Raw genomic sequence first — 19,236 nt, 5'->3', positions numbered from 1 at the left:
GAGCCGGCGCCCCGCAGGGTGCGGGGCGCGGCCGTCCCGAGCGCTCCGCCTCGGGCTCGGCCCCCAGCGGGCAGGGCGGCGGCGCAGGCCGTGGCCGTGCCTCGGGTGGCTCGAGCCGCTCGGCCGCGCAGGGCCGTGACGCGATCTCCCGCTTCCCCTCCCAGGGCGGAGGGTCGGGGCGCAGCGGTGCCGTCGACATGTCGCGCGGCAGCGGCGCGGGCCGTCGCCGTGGCCGCTGAGCCAGGCTCGCACCCGGCAGGAGGCCCGGGGCCTGAGCGCTCCGGGTCGCGGCGGGCGGGGATGCCGGTCCGCCGCACCCTCGCCCGCCTGCTGTTCCGGCTGAGCGGGTGGCGGGCCGTCGGCGACGCGCCCCGCTCGGGGCTGTTCATCGGTGCGCCGCACACCTCGAACTGGGACTTCGTCCTGACGCTCATGGTGCTGTGGAACGCGGAGGTCAAGCCCCGCATGCTGGTCAAGCGGGAGCTGTTCTGGTGGCCCTTGGGCCCCGTGCTGCGCGGGCTGGGAGCGGTGCCCACCGACCGGCGCGGCGCGGGTGGCCTCGTCCAGCGCCTCGTCGAGGAGGCGGCCGGCACCGAGGACTTCGTGCTGGTGATCGCCGCCGAGGGCACGCGGCGTCGGACCGACCACTGGAAGACCGGGTTCTACCGCCTGGCCCTGGGCACGGGCCTGCCGCTGACCCTCGGGTTCGTCGACGGCCCCACGCGCACCGCCGGGGTCGGCGAGACCTTCGTCGTCACGGGGGACGTGCGCGCCGACATGGACCGGATCCGCGCCTTCTACGCCGACAAGCACGGCGTGCGCCCCGAGCGGGCCGGCACGCCGCGCCTGCGCGAGGAGGAGCCGGACGGCCCGGCCGTCTAGACCTCGCGGCCGACGAGCCCCGTGACGGCCGTCAGGCCCGCGGGTGCCGGACTCCCAGGAGGGCGCTGCTCTGGGGCGGCACGGCCGTCCCGAGCAGGGGCGTGACCTGCGCAGCCGGCAGGGCCCGCGAGTACAGCCAGCCCTGCGCGTAGGTGCAGCCCAGCAGGCGCAGGTGGTCGGCCTGGGCGCAGTGCTCGACGTGCTCGGCGACCACCGCGAGGTCCAGCGTCCGGCCCATGTCGACGATCACCCGCAGCAGCTCGGTGGTCTGGGTCGAGACCCCCAGCTCGCGCACGAACGACCCGTCGATCTTGAGCGCGTCGAAGGGGAAGGTGCGCAGGGCCGTCAGCGAGGACTGGCCCGTGCCGAAGTCGTCGATGTGCAGCCGCACCCCCTGCGCCCTGAGGTCCTCCATCACCTGACGGGCCGTGTCCGGCTCAGCCATGAACACCCCCTCGGTGATCTCCAGGACGAGGTTCGCCGGGGGCACCTGGTGGCGGGCGAGGGCATCGGCGACGCGCTCGGCCAGCCCAGGGGCCCAGAACTCGCGGTGCGCCACGTTGAGGGCCACGCTCACGTCGTCGAAGCCCGCCGAGCGCCAGGTGGCGACCTGGCGGCAGACCTCGTCGAGCATCCACCCGCCGAGGGTCAGGATCATCGCCGTGTCGCCCTCGAGGGTCGGCAGGAACTGCGCCGGGCTCAGCAGGCCGCGGCCGGGGTGCCGCCACCGCACCAGGGCCTCGAGGTGGCGCAGCGGAGCGCCGCCGAGGTCGACCACCGGCTGGTAGTGGACCTCGAACTGCTCGTGGGCCAGGGCGGTGCGCAGCTCGGCCCTGGTCCGCAACCTGCCTGCGGCGCGCACGTGCATCGCGGGGTCGAAGATCCGCACGCTCCCGGGCTCGGCCTCCTTGGCGTGGTGCATCGCGAGGTCGGCGTCGCGGAGGGCGTCGTCGGCCGAGGCGTACCGCCCGGCCGAGGTCACGATCCCGATGCTTGCGGTGATCGTGACCTCGTGGCCGTCCAGGGTCACGGGGGCGGCCACGCGTCGCTGGAGCTCCTCGACCGTGGCGAGCAGGTCGGGGGGCACGGGGTGGGTGAGGAGCACCGCGAGCTCGTCCCCGCCGAAGCGGGCGGCGACGTCCAGGGCCCGGACCCCCTCGCGGAGCCGGTCGGCCATGACGCGCAGCAGCTCGTCGCCGCTGAGGTGGCCGAGGGAGTCGTTGACCAGCTTGAAGCCGTCGAGGTCGAGGAACACCAGCGCGAACTCCGCGCCCGGGTTCGCGGCGCACCGCTGGACCACGCGCTCGAGGTAGCGGTGGAAGGTGCGGCGGTTGGGCAGCCCGGTGATCGTGTCGAAGGAGGCGGCCTGGTGGAGCTCGGCCTCGAGGGCCTTGCGCCCGTCGATGTCGGTCAGGGTGCCGAGGAGCCGGACGACGATCCCGTCCTCGTCCGCGACGCCCAGGGCACGGGCGAGCAGCCAGCGTGAGGTGCCGTCGGCGCGCCGGACCCGCAGCTCGACGGAGGCGGGGGCGTCGGCGTGCCAGAAGAGCGCGCGGAGCGTGCTGCGGACGTGGCCGCGGTCCTCGGGGTGCACGCGGTCGGCCCAGGTCTCCGCGCTGAGGACGAACCCCTCGGGCAGGTCGAGGAGCTCACGGGCGCGGCGGGACAGCTCTGCGGTGCGCGTCACCACGTCGAGCTCCCAGAACCCGTCGTTCGCGGCCTCGGCCGTCATCGCGTAGCGCTCACGGCTCGCCCGGACGTCCTGCGCGAGCCGCTCGCTCTCGAGGGCCATGCACAGCGCACCCGCCCACTCCTGGTAGGGCTCGCGCTCCCAGCGCGTCGTCAGGTGCCCGAGCAGGGCGAGCAGCCCCCAGTCCCCGCGCGGCCCTCGGACGGGCACGACGACGCACACCTCACCCTCGGCCTGCCGTGCCCGGTCCACGAGTGCGGCAGGGGGGAAGTCCTCGACCGCGACCGCGGCACCGAGGAGGGGGAGCGGCAGCCCTGCCACCGAGGCGCCGTCGTCGTCCCCCGAGGCCGTCGCGGTGCGCTCGTCGTGGACTCCGACGACCCGCAGCTCACCACCCGGCCGACCCGCCCACAGCCCGAGCACCGCAGCCCGCACGTGGGTGCCGGCCAGCCAGTGCAGCTCCTGGGACTCGGCCGCGGTGCTGCGCAGCAACCGGGCCACGCCTTCCCCGGCCTCGACCACCGAGGCCTCGCGCTGACGGCCCAGGTGCACCGCGCCCCAGGCCTGCACCTGCCACAGCGCAGCCGCCAGGGCCGTACCCCCGGGGGAGCCGGCCCCGGTCCCGGTGCTGGCGAGCCGCTGGAGGTAGTCGGTCAGCGCCACGACCACCTCGTGCATCGTGTCGGTGCGGGGGGCGCTGCGGGACAGGGCGCGGGTCAGCCCCAGGACCTCCTCGCGGTCCACGTCACCCGGGCGCCCGATCACGGCGTCGACCTGCTCCAGGACCAGGTCGACCACGGCGGGGGTCACCGTGCCGTTGCCCCGGTCGTCGAGCACGGCGTGCAGCAGGGCCCCGAGCTCGTCGCGGCTGGTGGGTACGGCCGAGGCCCGGTCGTGCGGACGGGAGCGGTCCTCGGCCACGAGGTCCGCCCGGCAGCCGCACGAGCCGCGGGGGACCACCACGCTGGTGGCGGCGAGCTGCGCGTCCGGTCGCACGCTCTCCCCGCGGGCCATCGCGACCGCGAGCCTCCCGGCCTGCGCCCCGACGGCGTCGAAGCGCACGTGCACGCTCGACAGGCTGGGTGTGGCGTAGGCGGCGTCCTCGATGTCGTCGAACCCCAGGACGGCGACGTCCTCCGGGACCCGTAGGCCGGCGGCCGTCAGGCCCGCGACCAGGGCCAGGGCACCCCGGTCGGTCGCGGCCATCACGGCCGTGGGGCGGTCCGGGAGCCCGAGCAGGGTCGTGACGGCACCGTGCGCGTCGGACGGTCCGTAGGGGGTGTCCACCAGCGGCAGCTCGACGACCGGGAGCCCGTGCTCGGCCATCGCCTCGCGGTAGGCCTCGCTGCGCGCGCACAGGTCGTGCTGGTCCAGGTCGGCCGCGAAGGCGATACGTCGGTGCCCGTGACGCAGGAGGTGCTCGAGCCCGGCCCGCACCCCGCCGCGGTTGTCGGGGCTCACGCTCGGGGCGATGCCCTCGGGGCACTCCTGGCTGGTGAGGACCACCGGCACGGGCGAGGCGCGCAGGGCGGCCACGTAGGGAGCGGCGGAGGCCGGGGCGATCGCGACCACGGCGTCGACCGTGCGCGCCGCCATGGGCATCGCGAGGGGCGTGGGGGACGCCGAGCCACGCTCACCGGAGCTCGCGGTCTGCACGACGACGAGCCGTCCCCCCGCGGCGGTCACCTCCCGCAGGATCCCGCTGAGCACCTCACCCCCGTAGGGGCCGCTGATGTGCTCGGCGAGGGCGAGGACCGTGGATCGAGAAGGCACGACTCGCCCTCCTCCGGTCCGACCGCTCACGGGGGCCCCATCGGCACCGCGAAGAACGGTGTGAGGGAACACCCCGGACGTCACCCGGGCGAGGACCTGCGGGGTCTCAGCCCGGCAGCAGCACCACCACGGGCTCGGTGGTGGGCTGCGCGGAGCCGCCGGCGGGCTCGACCGACACCGCGAGGCCGTCCCCCGGCTGGTACTCGGCAGGGGTCGCCTGGACCTGACCCTCGCGCACCTCGAGCAGCCCCGCGTCCACGGGGACGCCGTCGCGCATGGCCCACAGCTGGTAGACGGTGTCCGCGTCGAGGTCGGGCAGGTCGCTCGCCACGAGGGCCGCGCTCCGGTCGCCCAGCAGCGCGACGGCCTCGCCCCCGCCGGTGACCTCGCCCCGGACGAGCACGGTCTGCGCACCGCCCAGGAGCTCGGTGAGGGTGGAGGCCTGGGCCTCGGCCTGCTGGGCACGCTCGGCCTGCTGCCAGGCCACCACCCCGGGGACCGCGAGGACGGCGACGGCCGCTGCCGCCGCAGCGAGCATGAGGGGGGAGCGCCGGCGTCGGCTCAGGTCCGTGGGGGCGGGCTCGGCCGCGCGGGTCGGCGTGACCGTCATGATCGGGGTGACCGGGTGCAGGCCCGACGGCGTCGTGCTGGCGTGGGAGCCCGCCGTCGTGCCGTCGGTGACGTCCGGGGCGGCCTCCTGCGGAGTGCGGGCGGCCTCGGCCAGGACGGCTTCGCGGAGCGCGGCGGGCGGGGCGAGGGCCGCGGCCTGCCCGAGGTGCGCGGCAGCGGCCTGGAGCCCGGCCAGCTCGCCCGCGGCGTCCTCGTCGGTCGCGACCAGGCGTTCGACCTGACGGCGCTCGACGTCGTCGACCGCGTCGACCGCGTAGGCCCCGAGCAGGGTGCGGGGGTCCTCGGGCGGGGTGCCCTGGGTGCCCTGGTTGCCGGTGGGCTGGTCGGTGCTCATGCGGGGACCCCCAGGCAGTCGCGCAGCCGGAGCAGGCCGTCGCGGATCCGGCTCTTGACGGTGGGCAGCGGAGCCGTGAGGCGGGCCGCGACCTCGCGGTAGGTGTGGCCGCCGTAGTAGGCCATCAGCACCGCGTCACGCTGGGTGTCGGTGAGGCTGCCGAGGCAGTCACGCACACGTGCTCGTTCCATCTCGTCCTCGACCTCCTCTGCCACCACGTCGAACGGGGGATGGTGCATGCCGTCCAGGGAGCGCTGGTCGCGCTCGCGCTGGGACTGGACCGCGCGGACCCGGTCCACGGCCCGTCGGTGGGCCAGGGTCATGACCCAGGTGCGGGCCGAGGCCCGGGTGGGGTCGAAGCGGGCCGCGGTCCGCCAGACCTCGAGCATGACCTCCTGGGTGACCTCGGCCGCGTGGTCGGGGTCCCGCAGCACGGCCCGGGCGGTGCCGTGGACCCCCGCGGAGAGCCGGTCGTAGAGCTGGGCGAAGGCCTGCTCCTCACCCCGTGCCGTGGCCAGGAGCAGGTCCTCGGCCGACGGCGCCGTCGGCTCGGTCCGGCTGGGCGGGGGAGCCGCAGCGGAGTCAGGGGCCTCGGGCGAAGTCACGGAGGTCAGTGTGCCCCAGGTGGTGCCGGCATGCGCCACCGGCACCCCTGGGGCACGGTCTGGACCCCTCAGCCGATCACTCGACCAGGGCTGCCGAGAGCGAGTCGATCGCCCCCGCGAGGGTCTCCACGTGGTGCGTCAGGCCCTCGGCCACGGCGTCGGACGGGAGCTCGCCACCACTGACCTCCTCGAAGAAGTCACCGGCCTGCGGGCGGTACCCGTCGAGGTTGCGCAGGGCGTCCTGCGTGCCCTGCTCGTCGCCACCGGCCCGGGCCACCGCGTAGTCGACGAAGTAGCCGATGTGCTCGCGCCACAGGTCGAGGAAGGCAGCGCCGTTCTCGTCCCCCGCGAGGGAGGTCACGGCCTCCGAGAGCGCGACGGAGTTCTCGTCCAGCACGCCGGCCGCGGCGGTGAAGGCCTCGGACTCGGGGCCGCCCTCGGCCGTGTACGCGGTGAAGACCGAGACGGCGGCCAGGTAGACGTGCTCCTGGAGGAGGTACGTCATGTCGGACCGCAGGGTCGAGGCGGGGTCGGACGGGTCGCCCTCGAGGTCGAGGGCGGTGTCCAGGCCCCCCGCGATGGTCTCGGCGGCCATCCCGACGTGGGACGCGGCCTCCTGGAGCGAGGCGTAGGCGCCGGTGTCGCCGGCGGCGAGGCCGTCGATCGCGGCGGTGAGGGTCGTGATGTGCATCTCGAGGGACTCGGCGATCGCGGCGGCCGGCAGCTCGCCGGCACTGATCTCCTCGAAGAAGGCACCGGCGTCGGTCGTGTAGCCCTGGAGGGAGGCGAGGGCCGCGTCACGGGCCTCGGCGTCCCCGGCCTGCTGGGCGACGGCGTAGTCGACGAAGAAGCCGACGTGCTCCCGCCACAGCGCGAGGAACTCCGCCTCGGCCTCGTCACCGGCGAGCTCGCCGATCGCGGTGGACAGGTCCACCGAGTTGCCGTCGAGGGCCTCGGCCGCGAGGGCGAACTCGTCGGAGTCGGGACCGGTGGTGTAGGCGGTGGCGACCGCGGTCCCGGCCAGGTAGACGTGCTCCTGGAGGAGGGCGGTCAGCCCGGCGCGAAGGTCGGCGGCGGCCGAGTCGACGTCACCCTCGGTGCCCGTCGCAGCGGCCAGGCCGGTCGCGAGGGTCAGGGCGGTCTCGGGCATGTGCGCCGCGGCGGTGCGGGCGTCGGCGAACGGGTCGCCGGTGCCCATCGGCATGAGGGCGGACGTCTCGGTCATGTCCTCCATGGCCGCGTCGTCGGGCATCTCCTCGGTCATGGTGGGCTCGTCCGCTGCCGGCTCCTCGCTCGAGCACGAGGTGAGGGCGAGGGTGGCGGCGACGGCCGCCACCACGGCGGCGTTGCGGGTGCGTGCGTGACGCATGGGGTCCTCCGTCGATCGTGGGATCTGCTGTCGGCTGTGGTTCGGAGCGACGCGGGAGGCGGATGGGTCGATCGGCGACGTAGTTTGGAGCCGTGGCACCGCGGGGTGCCGGGTGGGGCGCCGTCGGCGACGAGCCGAGCGGGCGCCGCGCCGCGCCAGGTGACAGGAGGACGGCCATGACGTACCAGGTGAGCAAGAGCGAGGACCAGTGGCGCGAGGAGCTGTCCGCCGACGAGTTCGCGGTGCTGCGTCAGGCCGGGACCGAGCGACCGTGGACCGGTGAGCTCCTCGACGAGAAGCGTGTGGGCACCTACTCGTGCCGTGCGTGCGGGGCCCAGCTCTTCCAGGCCGAGACCAAGTTCGACTCGCACTGCGGCTGGCCCAGCTTCTACGCCCCTGCCGAGGGGGACGCCGTCGAGCTGATCGAGGACCGCAGCCTGGGGATGGTGCGCACCGAGGTGCGCTGCGCCCGGTGCGGGTCCCACCTGGGTCACCTGTTCGACGACGCCCCGCAGACCCCGACCGGGGACCGGTACTGCATGAACTCGGTGTCCCTGACCTTCGAGCCGCAGCAGGACGCCCCAGGATGAGCGAGGCCCGCCGGCCCCGCCGCCCCGCGATGCTCGACCCGCGCGCGGCGGACGAGCTGCCCGGGGACTCCGACCCGGCGCTGCGCCAGGAGGTCGCGCACATGACGGCCAACGTCATCGTGCGGCAGGCCCGGGCGGCCGAGGACCCGGAGGTCGTGGACCGGCTCGTGCGACTGGTCGAGGCCGAGGGGCTCGACACCGTGGCGGCCATGTGGTCGGACAGCCCCGCGACGACCCTGCCGGGGGCCCTGTGGCGGCTGTACGTGCTGCGCGAGTGGGTGCGACGGGACCCGCACATCGTCGCCGAGCGGTACCGGACGGGCGTCGTCCGGGCCGAGGTGCACGACGTCGTCGCCGGGGTCGCGAGCCCGCCCGGCCCGAGCGACGTGTCCCGGGTGGTGGACGCGGTGCTCTCGGGGGTGTTCACGGCGGACCTGGCGATCGCCCTCGAGCGGGGGGCGGCCTTCTGCCGGGTCCTGGCGACGGGGGCCGCCTTCGACGCCGACCACGTCGAGGACCGCGACGTCGAGCTCGCCGCGCACATGACCCGGGGGGCCTCGGGGCTCGTCCGCACCGCCGAGGAGCTCGAGGCCGCTGCTGCGCTGTGGCGGGCCGACCGCCTCGAGTGAGGCTCATGTCACCGCCCGATGAGGCTCATGTCACCGCCCGGGGAGCTGCCCTGACGGGACCTGGGCCGGGCGGGCCGTTAAACTAGGGGGGACGCCGGGCCGCGGTAGCCCCGGGCTCCACACAAAGCCGCTTCGAGCGGCCTTCGCGCCGACAGGCGCTCCCGGTCCGGCGTCGCCCCCTTCCCCCTTCCCCCTTCCCCCTCCCCACATCTCGTGTCAGAACCTGGGATACCTCTGGGTACCTGTGCTTCTGACACGAGATCGCGCCCACCTCGTGTCAGAACCTGGAGTACCCAGAGGTATCTGTGCTTCTGACACGAGGTTGGTCAGGGGGCGATGAGGTGGCGGCGGAGGATGGCCAGGACGCGGTCCGGGTCCGTGCGAGCCGCCGCGGCGGGGAGCCGGAGGAGGGCGCGGGCGTCCGGCACGGGCAGCTCGGCGGTACGGAGCAGGTCGTCGTACCACCGCTCCTGCTCCATGTGCCCGATCCCGTCGATCTCGAGCAGCAGGCGGCGCCCACCGCTCAGGTCCCACTCGGCGTCGAGGTACCGCCACCGGCCCCGGCTGTCCCGACGGCGGGACTGACGACGAGGCTCGGGGAGCCCTCCGCGTCGGCACAGCCGGACCAGGTCGATCTCCGCGAGGCTCTGAGAGCCCCCGGCCAGGTCGTCGAGGGACCGACGCCTCAGCAGGTGATAGCGCACGCGTCCCGCCGTCAGCAGCGCCTCGTGCAGCTCGGCGACCGTCGCGCGTCGTTGCTGCACCACGGCGGCCAGGAGCCCGACGGCGGTGCGTGGCGACCTGCTCCAGGCCGCCGCGTCCACCGCCGCCCGAGCGCAGGGGTGAGCGCGCAGACCACGGTGCACCACGACGTCGTCGGACCGGTGTCTGCGGGACTCGTGCAGGACCACGCCAGGCAGGACGTCGGGGCGCGCACCGCGTGGCACGACGACGTGCACCGCCGACCTCTGCCAGCCCTGGAGTCCCCACAGCTCGAGCGCGGTCCAGCTCGCGAGGGCCGACGTCGGTCCGCAGCTCAGGAGGGCGGCCCACAGCCGCGAGGTGCCCACGACAGGGCCCGTGTGCAGCGCGACGACCTCTCGGCCGAGGACCTGCCAGCGTTGAGCGGCCACCTGGTGGGCGATGTCGTGCGCGGTGACGCCGAGGTCGCGGAGCTGGTCTCGGCTGACGATCATCGCCTGGGCCGCAGCGAGCTCCTGCAGGCCCGGGACGGTGGCGAGGGCGTCGGCTGCTCCGGACATGAGCCGAGCATCGACGCCAGGCCTACCGGGTGCCGACGCCGACACCACTCCCTGTGGACCCCGGGCCCCACCCGCCCCCTGTGCACACCCCCACCTCGTGTCAGAAGCTGGGATACCCAGGGGTACCCGTGCTTCTGACACGAGGCGGGGGCGATCTCGTGTCAGACGCTGGGGTACCCAGGGGTACCTGTGCTTCTGACACGAGATGGGTTAGAGGGTGGAGGGGGGGCGGTGGCGCTCGACGGCGACGATGCGGGCCTTGTCCCCCTCGCCGGCGACGTGGGCGACCATGATCTCGCCCGTGCGCAGGTACGGGTCCTTGGCGGGCAGGGTGCCGACGGTCCAGCGACGGGTCGCCTCACCCACGGTGTCGACGACGTCGCCGAGGACGGGCCGGTGCGTCGAGACGGCGGCGTCGCGCGGGTGGACGATGAGCTCGCCCATCACCTCGGAGGTCGCGGCGGGATCGTCGGCGTGCGCCGCCTCGGTCAGGGCCTTCTGGCTCACCAGCGTGATCCCGGCCTTCGAGGCGTAGGGCTCGATCGTGTCGAGGCAGCGCTTCCACGGGCTGGTGACGACCTCGCGCACCCCGAAGGCGGCGAGCACGGGCACCAGCGCCACGGCCTGCGCGGCGCCCTTGGGGGTCAGCGGCCGGGAGGACTCGCCACGTCGCCAGGCCGACCGTCGTCGGGCCCGGCCGTGGCGGACCACCGTGACCGTGCGCGTCGCGAGACGGTCCCGGGCCCAGAAGGCCGTCAGGGTCGCGAGCGGCGAGCGGTCGGCCCGGCGGGTGAGCAGCTCCTCGGCCGTGGCCGCCCCGACCCACACGGCCTCGTCGACCTCCTCCGGGCTGGCCAGCTCGATCGGGGGGCGCACCGAGAGCGGGGCGGCGTCGGCCTCCTCGGCGGGCCGCGCGGCCCAGTAGTGCACCTGCTTCACCCGGCCGTCGGACAGCGCGTAGCGCAGGCCGGGCAGGGGGATGCCGAGGACGACCTGGAGCCCGGTCTCCTCGGCGACCTCGCGCACGGCCGCGGCGGGCAGCGACTCACCCGGGTCGACCTTGCCCTTGGGCCAGGACCAGTCCTTGTAGCGGGGCCGGTGCACGAGCATGACCTCGAGCCTGTCCTCACGCACCCGCCAGGGGATGGCGCCCGCGGCATGCACGGCCGTCGGCCGCCCGTTGCTGACCTCGCTCACCGCGCGCGACTCACCGGTCGCGGTGGTGGCGACGGCGCTGACGCTTGATCAGCATCGCCTGGAGGTCCTGGAGAGGCGTGCCGTCCTCGCCCTGGCTGTGCCGCTCCCAGGTCGCGTCGGGGCCCAGGTGCCAGGAGGCGGTCTCGGGCGACATGGAGATCTCGAGCAGCTCGATCAGCTCGGCGATGTGCTCGGGGTCTTGCAGGCTCACGAGGGTCTCGACGCGCCGGTCCAGGTTGCGGTGCATGAGGTCCGCCGAGCCGATGAAGACCTCGGGCTCGCCCCCGTTGGCGAAGGCGAAGACCCGCGCGTGCTCGAGGAAGCGCCCGAGGACCGAGCGCACCCGGATGGTCTCGCTCAGGCCGGGCACCCCCGGGCGCAGCGCGCAGATGCCGCGGACCACGAGGTCGATCGGCACCCCCACCTGCGAGGCACGGTAGAGGGCGTCGATGGTCTCCTCGTCGACCACCGAGTTCACCTTGAGCCGGATCCACGCGGGCTGGCCGGCCTGGTGCGCCTGGGCCTCGCGCTCGATCCGCTCGACCAGCCCCGACCGCACGCTGCGCGGGGCCACGAGCAGGCGGTGGAAGCGGGACTTGGGCGCGTACCCCGAGAGCTGGTTGAACAGGCGCGTGAGGTCCTGGCCCACCTCGGGGTCGCAGGTCAGCAGGCCCAGGTCCTCGTAGAGCCGCGCCGTCTTGGGGTTGTAGTTGCCGGTCCCGACGTGGCAGTAGCGGCGCAGGCCGTCGCTCTCCTGACGCACCACGAGGGAGAGCTTGCAGTGCGTCTTGAGCCCGACGATCCCGTAGACGACGTGCACGCCGGCCTGCTCGAGCTTGCGCGCCCAGGAGATGTTGGCCTGCTCGTCGAAGCGGGCCTTGATCTCGACGAGGGCGAGCACCTGCTTGCCGGCCTCGGCGGCGTCGATGAGGGAGTCGACGATCGGGGAGTCCCCCGAGGTCCGGTACAGGGTCTGCTTGATCGCCAGGACCTGGGGGTCGGCGGCGGCCTGGGCGAGGAAGGTCTGCACCGACGTCGCGAAGGAGTCGTACGGATGGTGCAGCAGGACGTCCCGGCGTCGTAGGGCCGCGAAGACGTTGGTCGGCTTGGCGCTCTCCACCTCGGCCAGGTGCCGGTGGGTGCCACCGACGAACCGGGGGTGGTGCAGGTCCTGGCGGTCGAGGTCGGCGATGAGGTTGAGGCCGGTGAGGTCGAGCGGGGCGGGCAGCTGGTAGACCTCGGACTCGTCGACGCCGAGCTCGCGCACCAGCAGCTCGCGCACGCGGTCGCCGATGTCCGCCGCGAGCTCGAGGCGCACGGGCGGCCCGAAGCGCCGCCGCAGCAGCTCCTTCTCCATGGCCTGGAGGATGTTCTCGGCGTCGTCCTCCTCGACCTCGAGGTCCTCGTTGCGGGTCACCCGGAAGGTGTGGTGCTCGACGACCTCCATCCCGGGGAACAGGTGGTCCAGGTGCTGGGCGATGACCTCTTCGAGGGGCACGAAGGAGGTCGGGCCCTTCTCCGGGTCGGCCGCCTGGGTGCTGGGGGCGCTGGGCCGGCCGCGCTGGTCGACGGCGATGAACCGCGGCAGCAGGGGCGGCACCTTGACCCGCGCGAAGTGCTCCTTGCCGGTCGACGGGTTGAGCACGACGACGGCGAGGTTGAGGGACAGGCCCGAGATGTACGGGAAGGGGTGGGCAGGGTCAACCGCGAGCGGGGTCAGCACGGGGAAGATGTGCTTGCGGAAGAACTTGTGCAGCCGGTCCTGCTCGGTCGGGGCGAGGTCGTCCCAGTGGACCAGGGTGATGCCCTCGGCGGTCAGGGCGGGCTGGACGGAATCGGTGAAGACCCTCGCGTGCCGCTCCATGAGCTCCTGGGCGCGGGCGTCGATGGCCTCGAGGACCTGCCGCGGGCTGAGGCCCGAGACGGCGGTCACGGCCATCCCGGTCGCGATGCGCCGCTTGAGGCCGGCGACCCGCACCATGAAGAACTCGTCGAGGTTCGAGGCGAAGATCGCGAGGTAGCGCACCCGCTCGAGCAGCGGCACCGACTCGTCCTCGGCCATCTCGAGCACGCGCTGGTTGAAGGCCAGCCAGTCGATCTCGCGGTCGCTAAACCGGTCGGTCGGCAGCGGGACGAGCGCGGCCTCCTCGGGCTCGGTGCCCGACGGCGCCTGCGACGGTGCGACGCCGTCCTGGCCGGGCTCGGCGTCGGTGCCGGGCCGGGCGGCCGCGCCCCGACCCTGGCCGGAGGCTCGCGTGCGGGCGTCGGGCTGCGCAGTCATGGGTGCATGGTCGCACCCCCGGGCGGCCTCCGGGAACCCGGGCGGCGCGTCGGCCGGAGGACCACGGGCCGACGTGCCGTGCCTCCTCGACGCCTCGGCTCAGCCGTACTGGACGTCGACCCGGGAGCGCTCGAAGCCGGCCCTGGTGTAGGTGCGTACCGCGGCGGCGTTCTCGGCCTCGACGTAGAGGGTGGCTCGCGCGAGCCCGCGGTCGCGCAGGTGGGCCAGCACCAGGGCGGTCAGGTGCCGTCCGAGCCCCGACCCCTGGGCCGCGGGGTCCACGCCCAGGGCGTAGAGCTCGCCGTCCTCGGCCCCGGGCTCGACCTTCATCCACGCCGAGGCGACCAGGCGTCCGTCCTGCTCGGCGAGCAGCAGGTCCTCGGCGCGGAACCAGGGCTCGCCCTGCCGCGCCTCGACGTCGCGCAGGGTCATGCGGCCCTGCTCGGGGTGGTCGGCGAAGGCGCGGGCGTTCACCTCGAGCCACGCCTGCTCGTCCTGCCCGACGACGAAGGGCCGCACGGTGACGCCGGGGGGCGTGACGCCGGGGGGCGTCGCGGTCGCCGGGCCCGCCGCCTCGGTCAACGGGCGACTCATCTGCCAGAGCTCGCGCCGCACGACCAGACCGCTGCGGGCCGCGAGGGCCTGGGCCCCGGGGAGGTCGCCGTGGGCCCAGACCCGCAGGTCCGCGAGACCGGTCGCCGCACCCTCGGTGAGCACGGCCCCGAGCAGCGCGCTGCCCCGGCCGGCCCGGCGGGCGCCCGGGTCCACGACCAGCTCGGCGCTCGCCGTCCCGCGGTCGAGCTGGGCGTACCCCGCGAGGGGGGCCGCGGCGGTCGATCCGCCTTCCGTCCCAGCGTCCCGGTCGAGGAGCAGGTGCACGACGTCGGCCTCGCCCGTCAGCTGCAGGAGGGTCTGCTCGCCGAGGGCCTCGATGCCGTCCTCGGTCTCGGCGCGGAGGGCGAGGTCGCGGACCGCCCGGGCGACGGCGGGGTCGAGGTGGTCGAGGCGGGTCACGGGGTGGTCGCTCACCTGGCCATCCCATCACGCCGGCGCACCTCGCGGCCGGGTCGGCGGGCGGTCGGGCTTCACCCGGGAATCCCCTCAGCCGTGACCCCGGGCTGCCGATCCGACCTCCATGTCACACCAGACCATGACTGCCGCGCCGGAGCGGGCCTGCCAGGCCTCGGGAGGCGTGCGCCCCACGGGGGTCGAACGTCGCCTCGGTGCGGAGGAGCTCATCGTGACGAAGACCGACCTGCAGGGCCGGATCACGTACGCGAACGACACCTTCCTGCGCATCTCGGCCCTCGTCGAGGAGGAGACCCTCGGCCGCCCGCACAACATCATCCGGCACCCGCAGATGCCCCGTGGGCTCTACTCCTGCCTGTGGTCGACCATCGCCGCCGGCGAGGAGATGTTCGCGTACGTCAAGAACCTCGCGACCGACGGGGCCCACTACTGGGTGCTCGCCCATGTCACACCGTCCATCACCCCGGACGGCAAGCCCTGCGGCTACCACTCGAACCGCCGCTCGCCGTCCCGCTCGGCCCTGCCCGTGGTCGAGCAGCTCTACGCCCGCATGCTGCGGGCCGAGCGCGGCCTCCCCGCCAACGAGGCTGCCCGTGCCGGGGTCCAGGTGCTCGAGGAGGCTCTCGCGGAGGCCGGGACCACCTACTCGGGCTGGATCTGGTCTCTCGAGGAAGAGGGTGCGTCATGATCGGCTCCCGACGACGGGTCCGTGAGCTCGAGTCGCAGGTCGCGGCCTACCGCGAGCTCGTCCAGGTGATCGCGGCGACGGTCGAGCGTGCCTCGACGGGTGACCTCGAGGCGCGCATGCCCACGCCCCCGGTGCTCGGTGACGGGGGGTGCGACGGCGAGGTCACGCGGGTGCGCAGCCACCTCAACCACCTGCTCGACGTCGTCGACGCCTTCGCCCGCGAGGCCGGCGCCTCGCTGACGGCCGCCGCGGCGGGGGACCACCAGCGTCGACTGCTGCTGCGCGGCCTGCCCGGGGCGTTCCGTGAGCGCGCCCAGGTGATCAACCGGGCTCGTGACCACCTGAGGCTCTCCGAGGAGGAGGTCACCCGCGGGGTCGATGCCCGTGAGGCCCTCGCCGCCGACTTCGAGCGTGAGGTGCTGGCCTCGAGCTCGGCGCTCGGCGAGCAGGCCCGCGCGATGGCCGGCAACGCGAGCTCCCTCGCCCGGTCGGCCGGTTCAGCGGTAGCCCAGGCCGACGGCGCCCACGTGGCCGTCAGCCGGCTCGAGGAGGCGGCCGGGGTGATCAGCGAGGTGGTCCGGCTCATCGCCGAGGTCGCCGCCCAGACCCGCCTGCTCGCCCTCAACGCCACCATCGAGGCCGCCCGCGCCGGGGAGCACGGGCGCGGGTTCGCCGTCGTCGCGAACGAGGTCGAGCGCCTGGCGGAGGAGACCAGCGGCGCGACCAGCCGCATCGAGCTCCAGGTCGAGACCGCGCAGGCAGCGGTGGCCGACGTCGCCTCGGTCCTCGCCGTCGTCCAGGACGCGGTGCGGTCGATGGACACCGACGTCGCCGAGCTGCGCTCGCGGATCGACGGCGAGGGGCGCTCGGGAACCGACGTGCTCCCCCTGGTCCCCTCGGCGGCGCGGCTGGACCAGGAGGTCGCTCGCTTCCTCGGGGAGCTGCGCGCCTGACGGAACGTCCGGGGCGTGTGCCGCGTTGTCCCGGCAGGGGCCGTCCGCGCGGGGCGGTGCGAGGGACGAGCGGGGGGACACGCTGTGCAGGTGGAGGTCGTCGTCGTGGGCGCGGGCCAGGCCGGGCTGACGGCCGCCTACCATCTGCGTCGCGCGGGGCTCGAGCCCGGGACAGGCTTCGTCGTGCTCGACGACGCGACGCGGGCCGGGGGAGCGTGGCAGCACCGGTGGGAGTCCCTCACCATGCGTGAGGCCCACGGGGTGCACTCCCTGCCCGGTATGCCGGCCCCCGAGGCCCAGGACGACGCCCCGGCGGCGGGTGTCATCCCCGAGTACTTCGCGGCCTACGAGGACCGCTACGGGCTCGCCGTGCGGCGGCCGGTGCGGGTCCGGTCCGTGACCGCGGTCGAGGAGGACCTGCTCGAGGTCCGTACCGATCAGGGCACGTGGCACGCGCGCGGGCTCATCAACGCGACCGGCACCTGGCAGCGGCCCTTCTGGCCCGCCTACCCCGGGCGGGAGACCTTCCGTGGCCGCCAGCTCCACACCCGGGACTACCGCGCGGCGGGGGACTTCGCGGGCGAGCACGTCGTGGTGGTGGGTGGGGGCACCTCGGCCGTGCAGCTGCTGCTGGAGATCGCCCCCGTGGCCGAGACCACCTGGGTGACGCGCCGCGAGCCGTCGTTCGACGAGGGCGACTTCGACGAGGAGACCCGCCGCGCCGCCGTCGCGCGGGTGGCCGAGCGGACGGCGGCGGGGCTGCCTCCGCAGAGCGTGGTCGCTGCGACCGGGCTGCCCCTGACGGAGGCGTACCGCCGTGGCATCGAGACGGGGGTGCTGCGCCGGCTGCCGATGTTCGAGCGCATCGTGCCCGACGGCGTCCGGTGGGCTGCGGCCGACGTGCCCCCGGCCCCCGAGCACCAGCGGGCGGACACGATCCTGTGGGCCACCGGGTTCCGGCCGGCGCTCGACCACCTGGCGCCCCTGCGGCTGCGGGGCCCGGGGGGCGGGATCGTGCTCGACGGGACCGAGGTCGTCGTCGACCCGCGGGTCCAGCTGGTCGGGTACGGGCCGAGCGCGAGCACGATCGGCGCCAACCGCGCGGGCCGCCAGGCCGTCCGCAGCCTCCGCCTCCGCCTCGGCTTCTGACCCGCCCCATCTCGTGTCAGAACCTCAGGGTGCCCTGGGTATCCCGCCTTCTGACACGAACCTGGCCCCGATCTCGTGTCAGAACCTGGGATACCCAGGGGTATCCCAGGTTCTGACACGAGATGGGGCCTGGGGGACGGGGGTCAGGGGGTGGTGGGCTTGTCGAGGCCGGTGGCGATGAGGTCCATGACGGAGGAGTCGGCGAGGGTCGTCACGTCCCCGACCTTGCGGTGCTCGGCGACGTCGCGGAGCAGCCGGCGCATGATCTTGCCCGAGCGGGTCTTGGGCAGCTCGGTCACCACGAGGATGGTCCGCGGCTTGGCGATCGGGCCGATCTGCTTGGTCACGTGGGCCCGCAGGGTGGCGGCGACGTCGGCCCCCTCGCCCTCCTGGTCGACCTGGTCCAGGTACTCGGCCCGCAGGATCACGAAGGCCACCACGGCCTGACCGGTCGTGGTGTCGCTCGCCCCGACGACGGCGGCCTCGGCCACCATCGGGTGCGCGACCAGCGAGGACTCGATCTCCGCGGTCGAGAGCCGGTGGCCCGAGATGTTCATGACGTCGTCGACCCGGCCGAGCAGCCAGATGTCGCCGTCCTCGTCCTTCTTGGCCCCGTCCCCCGCGAAGTAGATGCCGGGGAACCGCGACCAGTACGTGTCGGCGAAGCGCTGCGGGTCGCCCCAGATGCCACGCAGCATCGAGGGCCACGGCTCGGTGATGACGAGGTACCCGCCCGAGCCGTTCTCGACCGGGTGGGCCTCCTCGTCGACGACGTCGGCCGCGATCCCGGGCAGGGGCGTCTGGGCCGAGCCGGGCTTGGCCGTGGTGACCCCGGGGAGCGGGGAGATCATGATGGCCCCGGTCTCGGTCTGCCACCAGGTGTCGACCACCGGGGTGCGGTCCCCGCCGATCACGCGGCGGTACCAGGTCCAGGCCTCGGGGTTGATCGGCTCGCCGACGCTGCCGAGCAGCCGCAGGGAGGACAGGTCGTACCGGCCGGGGACGTCCTCGCCCCACTTCATGCAGGTGCGGATCGCGGTGGGCGCCGTGTACAGGATGGTCACGCCGTGCTTGGCGACGATCTCCCACCAGCGGCCCTTGTCCGGGGTGTCGGGGGTGCCCTCGTAGATGACCTGGGTCGCTCCGTTGAGCATCGGCCCGTAGACGACGTAGCTGTGCCCGGTGACCCAGCCGACGTCGGCCGTGCACCAGTAGACGTCGGTCTCGGGCTTGAGGTCGAAGACGTTGAGGTGGGTGAAGGCCGTCTGCGTCAGGTAGCCGCCGGTGGTGTGCAGGATGCCCTTGGGCTTCCCCGTGGTGCCCGAGGTGTAGAGGATGAACAGCGGGTGCTCGGCCTCGACCTGGACCGGCTCGTGCCGCTCCGAGGCCTGCTCGAGGGCCTCGTGCCACCACACGTCGCGCCCTTCGGTCCACGCGACCTCCTGGCCGGTGCGCCGCACCACCAGCACGTGCCGCACGCTCGCGCCGCCCCCGGCCAGGGCCTCGTCGACCGCGGGCTTGAGGGCCGCCGCCGAGCCGCGCCGGTGGCCACCGTCGGCCGTGATGACTGCGACCGCCTGGGCGTCCTCGATCCGGGACCGTAGGGCCTCGGCCGAGAACCCGCCGAAGACGACCGAGTGCACCGCGCCGATCCGCGCGCAGGCCAGCATCGCGACCACGGCCTCGGTGATCATCGGCAGGTAGATCGCGACCCGGTCCCCGGTCCGGACACCGATCTCGAGCAGGGCGTTGGCCGCGCGCGAGACCTCGATCTGGAGCTCGGCGTAGGTGAGGGTGCGACCGTCCCCGGGCTCCCCCTCGAAGATCAGGGCGGTGCGGTCCCCGCGCCCCGCCTCGACGTGCCGGTCGACCGCGTTGTAGCAGGCGTTGAGCCGGCCGTCGGCGAACCACCGGGCCACCGGGGCCCCTGACCAGTCGAGGGTCTCGGTGAACGGGGTCGACCAGGTCAGCAGCTGACGGGCCTGCTCGGCCCAGAAGGCGGGGCGGTCGGCCGCCGCCCAGGAGGACATCTCCGGGCCCGCGTTGGCCTGGGCCACGAACTCCGGGGCGGGCGGGAAGCGGCGGTCCTCGGCGAGCAGGTTCTCGAGGGAGGTCGACGACTCGTGGTTCACAGGTCCTCCGGGCGCAGCGGCGATGATGCGGTCGGTGCAGCCC

At 74.4% G+C, this 19,236-nt stretch carries 15 protein-coding genes and 1 pseudogene; 7 read left to right on the top strand and 9 right to left on the bottom strand.

Annotated elements, in window-relative coordinates; translation table 11 throughout:
- Together J4G33_RS14840 and J4G33_RS14835 are read left to right on the top strand one after the other, a co-directional pair.
- Positions 1–239, top strand: a pseudogene (locus J4G33_RS14840) (DEAD/DEAH box helicase); the annotation flags it as partial.
- 61 nt (positions 240–300) lie between these two features.
- Positions 301–882: a 1-acyl-sn-glycerol-3-phosphate acyltransferase gene (locus tag J4G33_RS14835; RefSeq protein WP_208056755.1), complete on the top strand. Its 582-nt coding sequence runs from the start codon at positions 301–303 to the stop codon at positions 880–882.
- Between the two features lie 31 nt (positions 883–913).
- Here J4G33_RS14835 and J4G33_RS14830 read toward each other — a convergent pair whose 3' ends face one another.
- The 4 genes from J4G33_RS14830 to J4G33_RS14815 all read right to left on the bottom strand — a co-directional run bounded on the left by J4G33_RS14830 (position 914) and on the right by J4G33_RS14815 (position 7,283).
- The gene (locus J4G33_RS14830; RefSeq protein ID WP_208056754.1) at positions 914–4,345 is read right to left on the bottom strand and encodes an EAL domain-containing protein; all 3,432 of its coding nucleotides are present in this window, start codon (positions 4,343–4,345) and stop codon (positions 914–916) included.
- Positions 4,346–4,451: 106 nt separating this feature from the next.
- On the bottom strand, positions 4,452–5,309 hold the full coding sequence (locus J4G33_RS14825; protein WP_208056753.1) for an anti-sigma factor: 858 nt from the start codon (positions 5,307–5,309) through the stop codon (positions 4,452–4,454).
- Positions 5,306–5,914 carry an ECF RNA polymerase sigma factor SigK gene (sigK, locus tag J4G33_RS14820; protein ID WP_208056752.1) on the bottom strand — a complete coding sequence of 203 codons (609 nt, stop codon included), beginning with the start codon at positions 5,912–5,914 and terminating at the stop codon, positions 5,306–5,308. Before sigK ends, J4G33_RS14825 begins: the two co-directional genes overlap by 4 nt.
- Before the next feature lie 76 nt (positions 5,915–5,990).
- Complete coding sequence (locus J4G33_RS14815) at positions 5,991–7,283, bottom strand: hypothetical protein (protein ID WP_208056751.1); 1,293 nt, start codon at positions 7,281–7,283, stop codon at positions 5,991–5,993.
- A gap of 176 nt (positions 7,284–7,459) precedes the next feature.
- On the opposite strand from J4G33_RS14815, the gene msrB reads away from it, so the two are divergent.
- Both msrB and J4G33_RS14805 read left to right on the top strand, forming a co-directional pair.
- Complete coding sequence (gene msrB / locus J4G33_RS14810) at positions 7,460–7,873, top strand: peptide-methionine (R)-S-oxide reductase MsrB (protein WP_208056750.1); 414 nt, start codon at positions 7,460–7,462, stop codon at positions 7,871–7,873.
- Complete coding sequence (locus J4G33_RS14805) at positions 7,870–8,502, top strand: hypothetical protein (RefSeq protein ID WP_243759163.1); 633 nt, start codon at positions 7,870–7,872, stop codon at positions 8,500–8,502. Before msrB ends, J4G33_RS14805 begins: the two co-directional genes overlap by 4 nt.
- A gap of 326 nt (positions 8,503–8,828) precedes the next feature.
- Here the strand turns inward: J4G33_RS14805 and J4G33_RS14800 are convergent, their stop codons facing one another.
- From J4G33_RS14800 to mshD, 4 genes are all read right to left on the bottom strand, one after another.
- Positions 8,829–9,764, bottom strand: coding sequence for a hypothetical protein (locus tag J4G33_RS14800; protein ID WP_208056749.1), 936 nt, complete (start codon positions 9,762–9,764; stop codon positions 8,829–8,831).
- Positions 9,765–9,974: 210 nt separating this feature from the next.
- Positions 9,975–10,961: an NUDIX domain-containing protein gene (locus J4G33_RS17875; RefSeq protein ID WP_307793934.1), complete on the bottom strand. Its 987-nt coding sequence runs from the start codon at positions 10,959–10,961 to the stop codon at positions 9,975–9,977.
- A gap of 10 nt (positions 10,962–10,971) precedes the next feature.
- Entirely contained in the window at positions 10,972–13,242 is a 2,271-nt protein-coding gene (locus tag J4G33_RS14790; protein WP_208056748.1) for an RNA degradosome polyphosphate kinase, read from the bottom strand.
- A 99-nt stretch (positions 13,243–13,341) separates the two neighbouring features.
- Positions 13,342–14,271 (bottom strand): mycothiol synthase, encoded by a 930-nt coding sequence (gene mshD, locus J4G33_RS14785; RefSeq protein ID WP_307793933.1) that lies wholly within the window; start codon positions 14,269–14,271, stop codon positions 13,342–13,344.
- Positions 14,272–14,482: 211 nt separating this feature from the next.
- Between mshD and J4G33_RS14780 the strand changes: the two genes are divergently transcribed.
- From J4G33_RS14780 to J4G33_RS14770, 3 genes are all read left to right on the top strand, one after another.
- Positions 14,483–14,959, top strand: a complete 477-nt coding sequence (locus J4G33_RS14780) for a PAS domain-containing protein (protein WP_307793932.1) — start codon at positions 14,483–14,485, stop codon at positions 14,957–14,959.
- Positions 14,956–15,912 carry a methyl-accepting chemotaxis protein gene (locus J4G33_RS14775; protein ID WP_208056747.1) on the top strand — a complete coding sequence of 319 codons (957 nt, stop codon included), beginning with the start codon at positions 14,956–14,958 and terminating at the stop codon, positions 15,910–15,912. Before J4G33_RS14780 ends, J4G33_RS14775 begins: the two co-directional genes overlap by 4 nt.
- 90 nt (positions 15,913–16,002) lie before the next feature.
- The gene (locus J4G33_RS14770; RefSeq protein WP_208056746.1) at positions 16,003–17,061 is read left to right on the top strand and encodes an NAD(P)-binding domain-containing protein; all 1,059 of its coding nucleotides are present in this window, start codon (positions 16,003–16,005) and stop codon (positions 17,059–17,061) included.
- Positions 17,062–17,204: 143 nt separating this feature from the next.
- Here the strand turns inward: J4G33_RS14770 and acs are convergent, their stop codons facing one another.
- Positions 17,205–19,193 carry an acetate--CoA ligase gene (gene acs, locus J4G33_RS14765; protein ID WP_208056775.1) on the bottom strand — a complete coding sequence of 663 codons (1,989 nt, stop codon included), beginning with the start codon at positions 19,191–19,193 and terminating at the stop codon, positions 17,205–17,207.
- Between the last annotated feature and the right edge of the window lie 43 nt (positions 19,194–19,236).

It is taken from the genome of Actinotalea soli, assembly GCF_017565425.1.
In the GTDB taxonomy this organism is placed as follows: Bacteria; Actinomycetota; Actinomycetes; order Actinomycetales; family Cellulomonadaceae; genus Actinotalea; species Actinotalea soli.
This window is presented reverse-complemented; position numbering and strand designations above follow the sequence as displayed.